The organism is Pseudomonas sp. BP11-1-1, from assembly GCF_052112105.1.
Classification (GTDB): Bacteria; Pseudomonadota; Gammaproteobacteria; order Pseudomonadales; family Pseudomonadaceae; genus Aquipseudomonas; species Aquipseudomonas alvandae.
The window spans coordinates 1-15,032 of sequence record NZ_JAUTYU010000032.1 but is presented as its reverse complement, the minus strand read 5'-3'; the positions used below and the strand labels follow the sequence as shown (position 1 = coordinate 15,032).

Genomic DNA, 15,032 nt, shown 5'->3' with positions numbered 1-15,032 from the left:
CACTGACGAAGTGACGCGATATGGCAGGAAATACAAAGTAATGACGGCGGCCCGAACGGGCCGCGATGTTTCATCAGAGGGGCTTGTCGCCATACCACCGCGGTGTATACACCCAATCGCCACCCTTGGCACGGGGGAACACGCACGTCGTGGAAGAGCCCACCAGCACCATCGTGCGCATGTCCACCTGATCCGGGGTCAATTGCCCCAGCGTCGTGACGCGCAACGTCTGGCCCGGTCGACCGATATCCCGCCCCAAGACGACGGGAGTGCCTGGAGTGCGATGTTGCGCGACGATTTCCAGCGCCCGTCCCAACTGCCAAGGACGAGAGCGGGAGATGGGGTTGTAGAACGCCAGGGCCAGGTCGGCTTCGGCCGCCAGGTCCAGGCGCTTCTCGATGATCGACCACGGCTTGAGATTGTCCGACAGCGACATCACGCAGAAGTCATGCCCCAGCGGCGCGCCCGCCTGGGCGGCCGTGGCCAGGGAAGCGGATACGCCCGGCAGGATTTCCAGGTCCACCTGGTGCCAGGACGGATCGCTGGATTCGTGCAGCGCTTCGAGCACCGCCGCCGCCATGGCGAACACGCCAGGGTCGCCCGAGGATACCACCACCACCGACCGCCCCTGGGCCGCCAGTTCGAAGGCGTGCCGGGCGCGCTGCATCTCTTCACGATTGTCGGTGCAGTGTTGTATCTGATCGGCACGGAAAGGCCCGGCCATGCGCACATAGGTTTCATAACCCAGCACGTCGGTGGCACGGTCAAGTTCCGCGCGTACAGCCGGAACCATGAGCTCAGCCGCGCCAGGGCCCAGACCGATCACCGCCAGACGCCCGCGCGGGCGGCCGATCCGTTGCGGATCGAGGGGCTGTGCGGCCACGGCAATGGCAACGTCGCCCGAGACCCGAGGGGATGCCCGATGGCCGATGGCGTCACCCAGCCACTGCGCCACACTGCCGTTGGCCGTAACGAAGCGCAGCGGCACACCCAGGACCGACGCAGCTTGCTGCAACTCGGAGCGCACCATGTCGCTGTCCGCCGCCAACAGGCACGCCACCGACTGCATCGCGAGTCCGGCCTGGGCCAGCGCTTGCTCAATGGAGGCCAACACATCCGTCGCGCCAGCGCTCACTGCGACCACGACACTGCGCGGATAAATGCGCAGCTCGTTCGCCGCAGGCACTCCTGCAGCACTGTCGATTCGGATCGCCAACCGAGCCTGTGCATCTTGCGGCAACTGCGCCTGGTCCAGCCACGGCGCCGCGCCTTCGATGCGCACCGGCTCACCGGCCAGCAGGTCGGAGACGAAGCGTTTGCCCTGCTCCAGATCGCCGAGGCGGTAGCCGCTTGGCGGGTTGAGCAGACACGTGCCAAAACGCAATTCACCGCTGGTGGTGATTGCCGGCGCGACTTGCAGCGCTGCCGCGATTTCACGGGCCATGACGTTCACGCCGCCGAGCCCGCCCAGCAACGGCACCACGGCGCTGCCATCCTCGGCGACCACCAGCACTGGCGGCTCGGCGCCTTTTTCCAACAACAGCGGCGCCAAGCTGCGAATGACAATGCCCGCCGCGCACAGGGCGATGATCGGCGAGTCTTGCTGATAGAGCTCGCGCAATGTCGCGCCGAATTCCGTGTATGGCCGGTCACTGCCCTCGACCCGACCGGCCAGGCCGTGGATCAAGGCTTCGGGATAACGCTGCTGGATTCGCCGGGCCGTCGCCAGGCTGCCCTGGCCGAGAATGACAATTGCCGGAACCGTTGAAGTCATCCCTGCCACCGTTCGCCAGGGACAATGATCAGGGAGAAATACGGCGAAGACATCGGCTCGACTTCATCCAACGGCACGATCTTTTGATTGGCCATGGTCGCTCGTTCGACGTACAGCGCCCGTCCGTCCATGCCCAGCTCCTGGAGCACCTGGCGAACCTTGGGAAAGTTTCGCCCCAGCTTCATGATGACGGCAGCATCGGCGTCGGCCAGGCGACGCTTGAGTTCTTCGTGGGGCAACACGCCCGAAAGCACCGACAGGCTCTGGTTGCGATAGACCAGCGGCGCACCGAGCACCGAGGCACCACCGAGCATTGAGCAAACACCCGGGATGACTTCGGCATCGTAACGCTCGGCCAAACGATCGTGCAGGTACATGTAGGAGCCGTAGAAGAACGGATCGCCTTCGCAGATCACCGCCACGTCACGCCCTGCGTCCAGGTGCACGGCCAATTGCTCGGCGGCGGTGTCGTAGAAATCGGCGATCACTTGCTCGTAGGACAATGGCGCTGGCAGCACCTCGGTGGTGACCGGATAGACCAGCGGCAGCAACGTCTGCGCGTCCTGCAAATGGGCTTCGATGATGCCGAAGGCGTTGCCCTTCTTGCCCTTGGCGACGAAGTACGCCACGACAGGCGACTCGCGCAGCAGGCGCAGGGCCTTGACCGTAATCAGTTCCGGATCACCGGGGCCAACGCCGAGGCCGATCAGACGTCCAGGCTGCTGCATCATTCAATCTCCGTGGCGAGGGCGTTGACGGCGGCGGCAGCCATGGCGCTACCGCCCAGGCGGCCTTGCATGATCACGAACGGTACGCCACGGCTGTCGGCCGCCAGCGCGGCCTTGGATTCGGCGGCGCCGACAAAGCCCACCGGGAAGCCGAGGATCAGGGCGGGTTTTGGCGCACCTGCATCGAGCATTTCCAACAGGTAGAACAGCGCCGTCGGCGCGTTGCCGATGACCACGACGCTGCCTTCCAGATGCGGACGCCACAGTTCCAGCGCCGCCGCCGAGCGGGTGTTGCCCAGCTCGCGGGCCAACGCCGGCACAGTGTCGTCGCGCAAGGTGCAGATCACCTCATTATTGGCCGGCAAACGGGCCCGGGTCACACCCTCGGACACCATCCGCGCGTCGCACAGGATCGGCGCACCGGCTGCCAGCGCCTGGCGTCCAGCCGTGCCCGCGCCTTCGGAAAACTGCAGGCCGTCGATAGACTCGACCATGCCGCAGGCGTGGATCACCCGCACCGCGAGCTTCTCCAGGTCGGCCGGAATGCGCGCCAGGTTGGCTTCGGCGCGGATGATCGCGAAGGAATTGCGATAGATCTCCTGACCGTCGCGGATGTAATCAAGCATCAAGGGGGCTCCGGGGATGAGCGTCGAGCCAGTGGTCGAGCGCTTCGATAGTCAGATTGTGTGCCTGCAACGCGCCGAAACCCGGCAGCGTGGCATCGCGAAAATACAGGTCATAACGACCGGGGGCGACCGCCAGCAAAGTGACGGGTGCGACATGGGCCGCCGCGCAGGAGCGCGGGCAGCCGGAAAAATGGATCTTCAATGCCTGGCCTCGGCGTTGCAGTCCCTCGGCCAGTCGGCGGGCGTCGGCCTTGGTGTCGGCGAGGGCTTTGCCACAGCCACTGGAACCGGTGCAGGCGATGAGTTGTGCAAGGGGCTGATCACTCGAACCTAAAAATCCCAGTTCTTCAAGCCGCGCCAACACTTCATCGGTATATTCGCGATGCACGTTGGGCAGCAACAGGCTCTGCCAGGGCGTGAAACGAAAGCTGCCGTCGCCCTTCTCCCGTGCCAACTGCGCCGCTCCTCGCAGCATTCCGGCGTCGAGCCGGCCAAGAGCCGCCGCCGCGCCGACATAGACACGGTCGTCGTGCTGGGAATGGACGCCGAGGTGCAGTCCATCGATGGATACATCCCGCTGCCAGTCCGGGCAAAATTGCAGGGGGACGCGGCGGGCCACGCAGATCATGAATTCGTCCGCGGGAAGTTCAGCCAGCAAGTCACGCATGCGAATCTGGTCCGGACGCGCCAAGTCCAGAAACACCTCAAGTACCGCCACCACCAAGGCGTGCCCTTGGGCCAGGGGCACCCGGCCCGCCGGTTTGTCCAGCGGGGTGCCGGCCAAGCCGAAGGCCAGCCAGGGCTCGCCGTCGCGGACCAGGGCCGACAGCCACAGGTCGTGGTGATGTTCGAGCATCGCCAGCGCTTCCCCACCGTCCAGTTGCACGGCGAACTTGGCCGACAACTCATGGAAACGTTCGTGGGTTTGCAGGGTGACGAGGATCTGTCCGGCCAATGGGCGGGTGTCGAACAGCATCTGCCGATCAATTCCTGCCGAAGGGCTGAGCATCAGGTTGCGCACGTCATCGCCGGACGGTTTGCGGGGACCAAGCCCGGCAGCCAGCAATGGCTCGATCAGCGCGTCATACCCAGGGCCAATCCCACGGATTTGCAGGTTGGCCCGGTTGGTCGCCTCGATCACCCCACCGGCGAACCGCTCGGCCGCCGAGGCCACGGCATCGGCCTGATCCGCCCGGATAGAACCGCCATCGAGCTTGATCCGACAGATCCCCCCGTCCAGCGCCTGGACGACACGTAGCAACCCCGGGCAACCGGAGGGGCGAATGACGTTTGAGGATGGATGTTCGTTCAAGGCAGGACCGGCAGATAAGAAACGCCACGACGGCGAGGGGCCGTCATTATGCCTGCTTTGCCGGGGGTCATGAAAAGCTTGCTGGTCGGATTGCTGCTGGTAGGTGCTGGTTTCGTAGGCGACGCCAACGAGCTGGCGTCCAGGGGATTTCCCGCCCGCCGAAGAATCGCAACTGATCGTGGCGCTTTTGAGTTATTCCTGTAGGACTTGTTTCACTTTAAAAACATGCACACATTCTGAAACCCCCTGGCATTTGAATAATCAGCAAAAACCCGCTGTATTCAAAAGGCAGTCAATCACTTCTGCGCATCTTCGATAAGGAAATCAAGATATGCCACACGCCTCGAATTACACTCAGCAGCAGCTCAGCGCTGCATTTGATGAAATAGTACTGACGCTGTTCAAGGACATCACCGCCGAGCCGGTCCCCAAGCTATTGGTTGTCGCAGGCCTGCAAAGCTCCGGTAAAACCTACCTGCTCGAAAACAACCTGCTGCCCTCCGAGCGTTACAAAAATTATGTTCGGTTGTACTTGCCGCAATATCGGGAAAAACACCCCAACTACGAACAGTTGAAAGCGCAAGGTGCTTTGTACGCTTATGAACATACCGAAGCTTTCATTCGGGACATCGGCAAGAAGATCTTCGAGAAAGCGTTTACCCAAAAGAACAACATCGTCATGGAGAGCGCCTTCGACACTCCTGGTTTTTCGGCCTTTCCTCCACAAGCAACGACAGCCGGTTATCAGTTCGAAACGCATATTGTCGCTTGTTCCAAGGACTTCGTTCATCTATCGAGCATGAAAAGAGCGTTCAAAAGCGTCAAAAAGGGAGAGCTGGAAAGGTTCGTCACGATGCCGACGCTCGACGCCAGTCTGAAGGAGGCAAAAGCCGCCGTTTCCGCCTTGGAAACAGCCGCCAAGGCAGTCAGCGGTTCGACCATCCAGTTGTATGAACGCGGCCTCGGCACGCTCAAGGATCGAGTTTCGCGTGGGCAAAGCACTTATTTCAAGGACGTCAATGGAAGTTTGAGAATCGCTGGGGACGTACTGCACTACGCGAGCCTTTTTGACACGATCACCCATCGCCGGATCCGCGAACTGACAGATAAAGACGAAATGGTACGGGACTGCCATGGCGCACTAGCCGACGCCCAGGCAGCCACGGCAACGATTCCGGATTCTCTTTACAGGGATTTGCATGGCTACATTTTCAAATACATCGATCGCAAAATCTGACCAGGCCTGAATCCTCGGATTCGCGCCTTGGCCGGAGGGGCGCGGTATGATGGCGGCCCAGTTCGCGGCTACAAACAGCCGGCAGAACAAACCCATCCATTCGAGGAACAGAGATGACCCCCTGGCTGACTGTAGTGGGCATCGGTGAAGACGGCTTCAAGGGCCTGGGCCGAACGGCTCGCCATGCCTTGCTGCAGGCATCGCGGATCCTGGGCAGCACTCGCCAGTTGAAATTGTTGCCACTGTGTATCCGCGGCGAACGGGAGCTATGGCCCAGCCCGTTCTCCCTGGAACCGCTGCTCGCTCGGCAGGGCGAACCTGTCTGCGTACTGGCCAGCGGCGATCCGATGTTCTATGGCGTCGGCGCGAGCCTGGCCAGACACGTGCCCTGTGATCAAATGCTGATCATCCCCGCGCCTTCCTCCTGCTCACTCGCCGCGGCACGCATGGGCTGGCCGTTGCAGGAGGTGGTCACGCTGTCGCTGGTGGCGCGTCCCCTGGCGGCACTCAATGTGCATTTATCCACAGGCGTCAGGCTGTTGCTGCTGAGCAACGACTGCCACAGCCCTGCCGCCGTGGCGACCTTGCTGCGTGAGCGGGGATTCGGCCCAAGCGCCATGACGGTACTGGAGCATTTGGGTGGTGCAACAGAACGACGGATCGATGGGTGCGCCGCGCAATGGTCCGATGAAATCGTCGCCGACCTGAACCTGATAGCGATTGAATGCAGGGCCGAACCATCGACATCGCGGCTGTCCCGCATGGCCGGTCTGCCGGACACCGCATTCGAACATGACGGCCAGTTGACCAAACGCGACGTGCGCGCCATCACCCTGGCCCGCCTCGCCCCCACACCCGGCGAGCTGCTGTGGGATGTCGGCGCGGGCAGCGGCTCCATCAGCATCGAATGGATGCGCGCCCACCCTAGCTGCCGGGCCCTGGCCATCGAGGCCGACGAAGGCCGCCAACGCTTGATCGAACGCAACCGCGACACCCTCGGCGTGCCGGGCCTGCAACTGATTCGCGGCAGCGCCCCGCAGGCGCTGGAGAACCTGGAGCGGCCGGACGCGGTGTTCATCGGCGGTGGCGTCACCCGCGAAGGCGTGCTCGACGCCTGCTGGGCCCAACTCAAGCCCGGCGGCCGGCTCGTCGCCAATGCCGTGACCCTGCAAAGCGAAATGACCCTCATGCACTGGCGCGAACGTCACGGCGGTGAGCTGACCCGCATCCACATCGCCCAGGCCCAGCCCTTGGGCGAGTTCGACACCTGGCGCCAGGCCTTGCCGATCACCTTGCTCGACCTGACGAAACCTCTCGATGCGTGACGAAACCGCCGAACAACCCGCGCCCCTGCGCAGCGGCCTGACCACCGGCAGTTGCGCCACCGCCACCAGCCTGGCGGCGGCCCGCTTGCTGCTGCGCGGCACCGAGGCCGATGCCGTTGAAATTATCCTGCCCAAGGGCAAGCAGGTGCAGATGCGCCTGGAGTTCTGCCGACTGACCGAGCAAGGCGCCGAGGCAGGGACGATCAAGGACGCCGGCGATGACCCGGACGTGACCCACGGCGCCCTGTTGTTTTCCCAGGTGCGCTTGATCGCCGAACCCGGCGTGCGCTTCGTCGCCGGGCGCGGCGTGGGCACAGTGACACGGCCGGGATTGGTGCTGGGCGTCGGTGAGCCGGCAATCAACCCGGTGCCGCGCCAGATGATCAACGATCACCTCGGCCGCTTGGCCGAAGAAAGCGGCTATGCCGGAGGTTTCGAAGTCACGGTCAACGTCGAGGGCGGCGAAGCCCTGGCGCTGAAAACAATGAATCCGCGCCTGGGTATCCTCGGCGGCCTGTCGATCCTTGGCACCAGCGGCATCGTCCGGCCGTTCTCCTGCGCGGCCTACATTGCCTCGATCCACCAGGGCATCGACGTGGCAAAAACCAACGGTTACTTGCACATCGCCGCCTGCACCGGCAACGCCAGCGAAGACACCATGCGCCGGGTCTACAACCTGCCGGAAATCGCCCTGATTGAAATGGGTGACTTCGTCGGCGCCGTGCTCAAGCATGTGCGCAAGGTGCCGGTGGAAAAACTCAGCCTCTGCGGCGGCTTTGGCAAGATCAGCAAACTCGCCGCCGGCCACATGGACCTGCACAGCCGCCACTCGAGCATCGACCTGCCGCAACTGGCCGAATGGGCCGCCGCGATCGGTGCCGACGAACGTTTGCAGCAAGACATTCGCCAGGCCAACACCAGCCAGCAAGCCTTGGCAATGGCCAGCGCCGCCGGCATCGCCCTCGGCGATGCAGTGTGCGAGCACGCGCTGGCCTTCGCCCGCAGTGTGGTGCCGGCCCAGGTCCAGGTCGAAGTCTTCGCCATCGACCGCCAGGGTGGGATTGTCGGTCACGCGGGAGCCTTGTCATGAAGAGCCTTGAAATGAAACGCATCCTGCTGCTCGGCGGTGTCACCGAAGCCCTGGCCATCGCCCGCACCCTCGGGCCCCAGCACATCTACAGCCTGGCCGGCATCGGTCGCATTCCCACCGACCTGACCTGCCAGGTGCGCGTCGGCGGCTACGGCGGCGCCGAAGGGTTGGCGCAGTTCATCCGCACCGAGGGCATCAACCTGCTGCTGGACGCCACCCACCCCTACGCAGCACAGATCAGCCACAACGCCACCCTGGCAGCCCGCGCCTGCGCCATCCCCTGCTGGGCCCTGCGCCGCCCGGCCTGGCAACCCCGAGCCGGCGATGACTGGCGCGAAGTGGCCGACTGGAGCGAACTGATCCAGGCCCTGCGACCCTTCCACCTCCCCTTGTTCACCCTCGGGCGTGAGCCGCTGCAACACTTGGACGAAATTCCGCCAGGGCAATTCTGGACCTTACGAGCCTTGGACGTTTATCCCGGTAATGAGCGCTGCGAAGTGATTGGCGCCCGTGGGCCATTTCACATTGAGGGCGAGCGTGAATTGTTCGAACGGCGGCGGATTGATGTGCTGGTCAGCAAGAACAGTGGCAGCACGGCGACTGAACCGAAGCTGGACGTGGCGCGGGAGCGGGGGGTGCCGGTGTTGGTGTTGAAGCGGCCGGTGTTGCCGGGGGTGGATCGGGAGTTCGAGAAGCTTGAAGAAACACTTGAGGCGTTGGCGCTTCTGAGGTGATGAGACAAGATCACTGCCTTGCGTGAACAGTAACCTATTTGTTACCTTCAAGGCCGCACGTGATCACACTCGAAGAATATCTACAAGACAACGATACAAGCCCATTCAAGCGTTGGTTTTCCACTCTGGATGCCCAAGCGGCTTTCAAGGTCTCCAACGCACTGATGCGTTTGGAGTTGGGCAACACCTCAAATATCAAATGGTTCGACGGTTTGGGCGAGTATCGTATCAACTGGGGCCCAGGTTATCGGGTGTACCTGACCCAGGAGGGCAAGCGCCTGATCATCTTGTTTGGTGGGGGAGACAAGTCCACTCAGAAAAAAGACATCAAACAGGCAAAAATGCTTGTTGCAGAATTCCGAGCCCGGAAAAAAGCAGAAAGGAACATGAGGTAATGCAATGGCTCTCACACGCAGCTACAAACATACGATTGCCGAACGCGCCCAGCGAGATCCTGAGTTTGCCCAGATCCTGCTGGACGAGGCCGCTACTTTATTTTTAAACGGAGAACCCGAGATGGCGAGGATGATTCTTCGTGATCTTGTGAATGCCACTGTGGGGTTTGAAGAGTTGGCAAAGGAAACGTCCAAACCCAGCAAAAGCCTGCACCGGATGCTTTCAGCCAAAGGTAATCCAAGCATGGATAACCTGGCCGCAATATTTGCAGTCATCCGTACGACTCTGGGAGTCGACATGCAGGTACATGCCGTACCGGCGCATTGAGGTTGTGCGAACGGGAAGCATCCGGGTGTATTCCCAAACAAGGCCCCAATCCCACAAAAACGCCAACTTGAAAATCTATTGCTACTGTTAAGACCAGCCCTGCGACCCTACACCGCACATGGCTTTTTTACTTCTCACCCCCGATCAGGCTAAATACCGCCACCTGATCGCCCAACCGAGCGGATTGCCCCATGTCCCGACAACGGCTTGCATTTGCCTGGATCGCCTGCTTCGCAGTGCTGTTCAACATGCTTGCCATGCCGCTTTCCAACAGCGGGGGTGCGACCGCCAATTCGCCAGCCGAGCAAGTGCTGTGGGGCAGTTTCTGCTCCTCCGGCGGCACGAAAATGGTGGCGATTTTCCTGGGCACGTTCGAACAGGGCACGCCGCAACAGGACAATCATTCGACCATGCAACATTGCTGGTGCTGCTCAGGTCCGGCGCCATTGGTGGCGCTTGCCGGGCATGTCCCGCAGTTGTATCTGGATGCTCAACTGGCCCATCGTGCCGCCATCCATTCGAAACTCGACAGCCCCACCCCGCGCCAGCAATGGCCCAGCCTCAACCCCCGCGCCTCGCCTCTGGCCTGATTCTTTCGCATACACCTGCGCCCTGAATCGTTCCGGAGAATTGCCATGTTGAACAGACTTATCCTGCTGGCCGCCCTGCTGCTTCCTGTCGGCTTCGCCCAAGCTCACCAATACAAAGCGGGCGAGCTTGAGATCGCTCATCCGTGGTCCCAGGAATTGCCACCCAACGCACCGACCGTGGCCGCGTATTTCGTGATCCACAACAGTGGTACCACCGCTGACAAACTGCTCGGCGTCGACTCGCCCATCGCCGGCAAAGCCGAACTTCATGAGCACGTGATGCAAAACGACTTGATGAAAATGCAACAGGTGCCCGTCGTGAATGTCGCCCCCGGTGCGACCGTCACCTTCGCGCCGATGGCGTATCACGTGATGCTGCTGGACCTGAAAGACCGCAGCCTGCTCAGCGACGGCAAACGCTTCCCCATGACCTTGCACTTCGAAAAGGCCGGGGATGTCACGGTGGACGTCGCGGTGCAGAAAAAAGCACCCGACGGCACCAAGACGCATATGCACGGCCAATAAGACGTAGCCGTCCATGCAACCTCGTCGCGCCAGCCTGCCCACCCGCCGTCGTCAGCCCATGAGCCTGACCCGCGGTAGCTGGATCAGCCTGTTCGCCATGCTGATGATCTTCATCGGTCCGCTGGTTTCCCAGTCGATGCCGATGGATCAACGCATGTCCATGTCCATGCCGATGGACATGGATATGAGCATGGAAATGGCGGTGCACGAAGCGCCGGCAGCCGAACATTGCCCGCCCCAGGGCGAGCATCATGCGTTGTGGGAAAAGTGCGGCTATTGCAGCCTGCTGTTCAACTGCCCCGCGCTGCCCGGCGGTCATACCTTCGCCGCCTTCGACACGCCGCACACCAACACCTTCACCAGCCCCTCCCCACGCCTGGGCCATGCCCGGCCCGCGTTCTTCCCGGGTGCCCGCACCCGCGCACCGCCCTTCGCAGCGTAGCTCCCGACACTTACTCACCCGGTCGTACAAGACAGCCCCAGGCTGCCCGACCGTGTCGTCTACGTTTGTTCGATGGAATCATCATGTCCAGGTTTCCTGCTGGCATCGCGTTGGGTTCTGCCCAGGTTCGCTGCCTCCTGAACGCGCCACCGGCTCGTTCACGCCACACCATCGCCGCACTGTGCGGCCTGCTGCTCACCCCGCTCGCGCTGGCTGATGAGCACGAGCATCACGACCATCCGGTCGAAGAGCTGAGCCCGACGGTCATCACCGCCATCGCCCCCAGCTCGCCGCTGACCGTCGTCACCAACCCCAAGGACCCGCGCCAACCGGTGCCGGCCAGCGATGGCGGCGACTACCTCAAGACCATTCCCGGCTTCGCCCTGGTGCGCAACGGCGGCACCAACGGTGATCCGGTGCTGCGCGGCATGTTCGGCTCGCGGCTGAACATCCTCACCAACGGCAGCATGCTCTTGGGCGCTTGTCCGGGCCGGATGGACGCGCCAACGTCCTACATCTCGCCGGAAACCTACGACAAGCTCACCGTGATCAAGGGCCCGCAAACCGTACTTTGGGGCCCCGGCGCCTCGGCCGGGACCGTGCTATTCGAGCGCGAGCCGGAGCAGTTCGGCGAGCTCGGCACCCGGGTCAACGCCAGTGTGCTGGCCGGCTCCAACGGCCGTTTCGACAAAGTGGTGGACGCCGCCGCTGGCGGGCCGCGGGGTTATGTACGGGTGATCGGCAACACTGCCCATTCGGACGATTACCGCGACGGCAACAACGACACCGTGCCGTCGCGCTACGACAAGTGGAATGGCGATGTCACCCTCGGCTGGACCCCGGACGCCGATACCTTGCTGGAGCTGACCGCCGGCAAGGGCGACGGTGAGGCACGCTACGCCGGGCGCGGCATGGACGGTTCGCAGTTCAAGCGCGAAAGCCTCGGGCTGCGTTTCGAGCGCTCGAACATCGGCGAGGTGCTGGATAAAGTCGAAGCGCAGGTCTACTACAACTATGCCGACCATGTGATGGACAACTACAGCCTGCGCACGCCGTCCGGCACCGGGATGATGGCCGGCCCCATGGCGTCCAATGTCGACCGCCGCACCCTCGGTGCCCGCATCAAGGCCACCTGGCGTTGGGCCGATGTGCAATTGATCAGCGGCCTCGACGCGCAGACCAACGAGCATCGCCAACGCAGCAGCATGGGCGTGGATACCTACAAGGACCTGCCTTACACCAAGGACGCCGACTTCCACAATTACGGGGTGTTCGGCGAACTGACCTGGTACGCCGCCGACCGCGACCGGGTTATCACCGGCGCCCGGCTCGACCGCGCCTCGGCCAAGGACTATCGCCAGAGCATCGGTTCCGGCATGTCGGCCCAGCCCAATCCCACCGCCGATGACACCCGCGCCGACACGCTGCCCAGCGGATTCGTACGCTACGAACATGATTTGGCTGACAGCCCCACCACCCTCTACGCAGGTATCGGCCACGCGCAACGCTTTCCGGATTATTGGGAGCTGTTCTCGCCAAACGCCGGCCCCAGCGGTTCGCTGAACGCCTTCGACGCGATCAAGCCGGAGAAAACCACCCAGCTCGATTTCGGCCTGCAGTACAAGACCGAAACCCTCGAAGCCTGGGCATCGGGTTATGTCGGGCAGGTTCGCGACTACATCCTGTTCGACTACACGCCCGGGATGATGGGCACCACTTCCCGGGCCGAGAACATCGATGCGCGGATCATGGGCGGTGAACTGGGTGCGGCCTACCAGCTCACCGAGCGCTGGAAAGCCGACGCCACCCTGGCCTATGCCTGGGGCAAGAACAGCAGCGACGGCAGCGCCCTGGCGCAGATGCCACCGCTGGACGCGCGCCTGGGCCTGACCTACAGCGAAGACCGCTGGAGCGCCGGGGCCTTGTGGCGGGTGGTGGCGGCGCAGCACCGGGTCGATGAAAACAAGGGCAACGTGGTCGGCAAGGACTACGGCAAAAGCTCGGGGTTCGGGGTCTTCTCGCTCAACGGCGCCTATCGCATCAATTCGAACTGGAAGGTCAGCAGCGGCGTCGACAACCTGTTCGGCAAAGCCTACGCCGAGCACTTGAACCTGGCCGGCAACGCCGGGTTCGGCTACCCGGCGAGCGATCCCCAGGCCATCAACGAACCGGGGCGCACGCTCTGGACGAAGGTGGATATGAGTTTCTGACCAGCACCGGAGATCTGTCAGCAAGAACACAAACTGTGGGAGCGAGCTTGCTCGCGATGGCGAAGGCACATTCAACATCGATGCAAGCTGAACCATTGCTATCGCGAGCAAGCTCGCTCCCACAGTGGTTCGTTTCCACCTTGACTGACCGCACAACATAACAACCCAATTTGCCCTGCGGAGCGCTTTGCAATGAGCCAACCGAAACCGAATTTCTACAACCTGGCCTGGCGTTGGCATTTTTATGCCGGGCTGTTCGTCGCGCCGTTCATGGTGATGCTGGCCCTGACCGGGATCATTTACCTGTTCAAGCCGCAACTCGATCCACTGATGTACGGCGACTTACTGAACGTGCCGCCCAGTCATCACGCCCTGGCGGCGGACGACCTGCTCAAGCAGGTCCGCCAGGCCTACCCCGAAGGCCAGGTCAAGCAGTACCTGCCACCGGTCAATGCCGAACGCAGCGCGCAATTCGTGGTGATCGACCAAGGCCGGGAACTGAATGTGTTCATCGACCCGTACCACGGCGACATCCTTGGCGAGCAGGATGCGAAAAACAACCTGCAAGCCATGGCCCGGGCGATCCACGGCGAGTTGTTGATCGGCACGGTGGGCGACCGACTGGTGGAAATGGCCGCGGGCTGGGGCGTGGTGCTGGTGGTTTCCGGCCTGTACCTGTGGTGGCCGCGCGGGCAATCATCGGCCGGCGTGCTGTGGCCGCGCTGGAGCGCGCGCGGTCGGCTGTTCTGGCGCGACTTGCACGTGGTCCTGGGCTTCTGGGGCGCCGCGTTCCTGCTGGTGATGCTGCTCAGCGGCATGACCTGGACCGGCTTCTGGGGCAAGCAATACGCGGACCTGTGGAACCGCTTCCCGGCGGCGATGTGGAATGACGTGCCGAAGTCCGACGTCGAGGCCGGCAGCCTCAACAACGCCCACCGCCAGACCGTGCCATGGGCCGTGGAGAATACGCCGATGCCGATGTCCGGTGACCACGCCGAGCACATGGCCCACGGCGGCATGCACGAAGGCCCCGCGGCGCCGACCGCCAGCCTGCAAGCGGTGCAGGATATCGCCACCGAGCGCAAGGTCGAACCCGGCTACAGCATCACGTTCCCTACGACCGCTTCCGGCGTGTTCACCATCGCCGTGTTCGCCGATGACCCGCGCAACGACGCGACCCTGCACGTAGACCAATACACCGGCAAGGTCCTGGCCGATGTGCGTTGGGAGCATTACAGCGTCGTGGCCCGCGCCACCGAAACCGGCGTGATGCTGCACGAAGGCAAGATGTTCGGCCCGCTGAACCAGATCATCGTGCTGCTGGTTTGCCTGATGATCCTGCTCAGCGCCGTGAGTGGCCTGGTGATCTGGTGGAAGCGCCGGCCCCAGGGCAAGTTCGGCGTGCCGCCGCTGCGCCACGATTTGCCGACGTGGAAGACTGGCGTGTTCATCATGCTGGCCCTGGCGGTGGTGTTCCCGCTGGTGGGGGCTTCGCTGGTGGTGGTGTGGCTGTTGGACCGGCTCGTCACCCGATTGAATCGTCAGCCTGAGATCGCCTCATCTTCAAGCTGAACACAGCGCGTTAACGGAAAGCGGCGCGAAACCTCTACAATCGCGCCCGCTTTCAACAACTGTAAACACAGTCTAAATGTGGGAGCGGGCTTGCTCGCGAATGCGGTGTGTCAGTCAGCATTTATATGTCTGACACACCGCATT

The 15,032-nt window shown here is 62.7% G+C and carries 15 protein-coding genes; 11 read left to right on the top strand and 4 right to left on the bottom strand.

Features of this window, described 5'->3' with window-relative positions:
- Positions 1-73: 73 nt before the first annotated feature.
- The 4 genes from cobJ to cobG are packed head-to-tail and all read right to left on the bottom strand — an operon-like array spanning position 74 to position 4,440.
- Positions 74-1,774, bottom strand: coding sequence for a precorrin-3B C(17)-methyltransferase (gene cobJ / locus Q7C33_RS28635; protein WP_407684575.1), 1,701 nt, complete (start codon positions 1,772-1,774; stop codon positions 74-76).
- Positions 1,771-2,502, bottom strand: a complete 732-nt coding sequence (locus Q7C33_RS28630; RefSeq protein ID WP_030138017.1) for a precorrin-2 C(20)-methyltransferase — start codon at positions 2,500-2,502, stop codon at positions 1,771-1,773. The genes cobJ and Q7C33_RS28630 overlap by 4 nt, the downstream gene beginning before the upstream one ends.
- Positions 2,502-3,128, bottom strand: coding sequence for a precorrin-8X methylmutase (locus Q7C33_RS28625; protein ID WP_407684574.1), 627 nt, complete (start codon positions 3,126-3,128; stop codon positions 2,502-2,504). The genes Q7C33_RS28630 and Q7C33_RS28625 overlap by 1 nt, the downstream gene beginning before the upstream one ends.
- Positions 3,121-4,440: a precorrin-3B synthase gene (gene cobG, locus Q7C33_RS28620; RefSeq protein ID WP_407684573.1), complete on the bottom strand. Its 1,320-nt coding sequence runs from the start codon at positions 4,438-4,440 to the stop codon at positions 3,121-3,123. Before cobG ends, Q7C33_RS28625 begins: the two co-directional genes overlap by 8 nt.
- A 331-nt stretch (positions 4,441-4,771) precedes the next feature.
- On the opposite strand from cobG, the gene Q7C33_RS28615 reads away from it, so the two are divergent.
- The 11 genes from Q7C33_RS28615 (at position 4,772) to Q7C33_RS28565 (ending at position 14,888) form a co-directional block, all read left to right on the top strand.
- Positions 4,772-5,677: a zeta toxin family protein gene (locus tag Q7C33_RS28615; RefSeq protein WP_407684572.1), complete on the top strand. Its 906-nt coding sequence runs from the start codon at positions 4,772-4,774 to the stop codon at positions 5,675-5,677.
- A 113-nt stretch (positions 5,678-5,790) separates the two neighbouring features.
- Positions 5,791-7,002 (top strand): precorrin-6y C5,15-methyltransferase (decarboxylating) subunit CbiE, encoded by a 1,212-nt coding sequence (cbiE, locus tag Q7C33_RS28610; protein ID WP_407684571.1) that lies wholly within the window; start codon positions 5,791-5,793, stop codon positions 7,000-7,002.
- On the top strand, positions 6,995-8,092 hold the full coding sequence (locus Q7C33_RS28605) for a cobalt-precorrin-5B (C(1))-methyltransferase (RefSeq protein ID WP_407684570.1): 1,098 nt from the start codon (positions 6,995-6,997) through the stop codon (positions 8,090-8,092). Before cbiE ends, Q7C33_RS28605 begins: the two co-directional genes overlap by 8 nt.
- Positions 8,093-8,103: 11 nt before the next feature.
- Positions 8,104-8,826, top strand: coding sequence for a cobalt-precorrin-6A reductase (locus Q7C33_RS28600; RefSeq protein WP_407684579.1), 723 nt, complete (start codon positions 8,104-8,106; stop codon positions 8,824-8,826).
- Positions 8,827-8,885: 59 nt separating this feature from the next.
- Positions 8,886-9,221: a type II toxin-antitoxin system RelE/ParE family toxin gene (locus tag Q7C33_RS28595; protein WP_092331039.1), complete on the top strand. Its 336-nt coding sequence runs from the start codon at positions 8,886-8,888 to the stop codon at positions 9,219-9,221.
- A 4-nt stretch (positions 9,222-9,225) separates the two neighbouring features.
- On the top strand, positions 9,226-9,549 hold the full coding sequence (locus tag Q7C33_RS28590; RefSeq protein ID WP_217861150.1) for a helix-turn-helix domain-containing transcriptional regulator: 324 nt from the start codon (positions 9,226-9,228) through the stop codon (positions 9,547-9,549).
- A 191-nt stretch (positions 9,550-9,740) separates the two neighbouring features.
- Complete coding sequence (locus tag Q7C33_RS28585) at positions 9,741-10,139, top strand: DUF2946 domain-containing protein (protein WP_407684569.1); 399 nt, start codon at positions 9,741-9,743, stop codon at positions 10,137-10,139.
- A gap of 45 nt (positions 10,140-10,184) precedes the next feature.
- Positions 10,185-10,664 (top strand): copper chaperone PCu(A)C, encoded by a 480-nt coding sequence (locus Q7C33_RS28580; protein ID WP_407684568.1) that lies wholly within the window; start codon positions 10,185-10,187, stop codon positions 10,662-10,664.
- A gap of 58 nt (positions 10,665-10,722) precedes the next feature.
- On the top strand, positions 10,723-11,106 hold the full coding sequence (locus Q7C33_RS28575; protein ID WP_198797887.1) for a DUF2946 domain-containing protein: 384 nt from the start codon (positions 10,723-10,725) through the stop codon (positions 11,104-11,106).
- An 83-nt stretch (positions 11,107-11,189) separates the two neighbouring features.
- Positions 11,190-13,316, top strand: coding sequence for a TonB-dependent copper receptor (locus tag Q7C33_RS28570; protein ID WP_198797860.1), 2,127 nt, complete (start codon positions 11,190-11,192; stop codon positions 13,314-13,316).
- A 192-nt stretch (positions 13,317-13,508) separates the two neighbouring features.
- Positions 13,509-14,888 carry a PepSY-associated TM helix domain-containing protein gene (locus Q7C33_RS28565; RefSeq protein ID WP_407684567.1) on the top strand — a complete coding sequence of 460 codons (1,380 nt, stop codon included), beginning with the start codon at positions 13,509-13,511 and terminating at the stop codon, positions 14,886-14,888.
- Positions 14,889-15,032: the final 144 nt, after the last annotated feature.

What these genes read in the sequence shown, in the direction of transcription:
- Q7C33_RS28580 (WP_407684568.1), top strand. Translation starts at nt 10,185, where the DNA reads ATGTTGAACAGACTTATCCTGCTGGCCGCCCTGCTGCTTCCTGTCGGC.
- Q7C33_RS28585 (WP_407684569.1), top strand. Translation starts at nt 9,741, where the DNA reads ATGTCCCGACAACGGCTTGCATTTGCCTGGATCGCCTGCTTCGCAGTG.
- Q7C33_RS28575 (WP_198797887.1), top strand. Translation starts at nt 10,723, where the DNA reads ATGAGCCTGACCCGCGGTAGCTGGATCAGCCTGTTCGCCATGCTGATG.
- Q7C33_RS28565 (WP_407684567.1), top strand. Translation starts at nt 13,509, where the DNA reads ATGAGCCAACCGAAACCGAATTTCTACAACCTGGCCTGGCGTTGGCAT.
- cbiE (WP_407684571.1), top strand. Translation starts at nt 5,791, where the DNA reads ATGACCCCCTGGCTGACTGTAGTGGGCATCGGTGAAGACGGCTTCAAG.
- cobJ (WP_407684575.1), bottom strand. Translation starts at nt 1,774, where the DNA reads ATGACTTCAACGGTTCCGGCAATTGTCATTCTCGGCCAGGGCAGCCTG.
- Q7C33_RS28570 (WP_198797860.1), top strand. Translation starts at nt 11,190, where the DNA reads ATGTCCAGGTTTCCTGCTGGCATCGCGTTGGGTTCTGCCCAGGTTCGC.
- Q7C33_RS28605 (WP_407684570.1), top strand. Translation starts at nt 6,995, where the DNA reads ATGCGTGACGAAACCGCCGAACAACCCGCGCCCCTGCGCAGCGGCCTG.
- Q7C33_RS28600 (WP_407684579.1), top strand. Translation starts at nt 8,104, where the DNA reads ATGAAACGCATCCTGCTGCTCGGCGGTGTCACCGAAGCCCTGGCCATC.
- Q7C33_RS28590 (WP_217861150.1), top strand. Translation starts at nt 9,226, where the DNA reads ATGGCTCTCACACGCAGCTACAAACATACGATTGCCGAACGCGCCCAG.
- Q7C33_RS28625 (WP_407684574.1), bottom strand. Translation starts at nt 3,128, where the DNA reads ATGCTTGATTACATCCGCGACGGTCAGGAGATCTATCGCAATTCCTTC.
- Q7C33_RS28630 (WP_030138017.1), bottom strand. Translation starts at nt 2,502, where the DNA reads ATGCAGCAGCCTGGACGTCTGATCGGCCTCGGCGTTGGCCCCGGTGAT.
- Q7C33_RS28615 (WP_407684572.1), top strand. Translation starts at nt 4,772, where the DNA reads ATGCCACACGCCTCGAATTACACTCAGCAGCAGCTCAGCGCTGCATTT.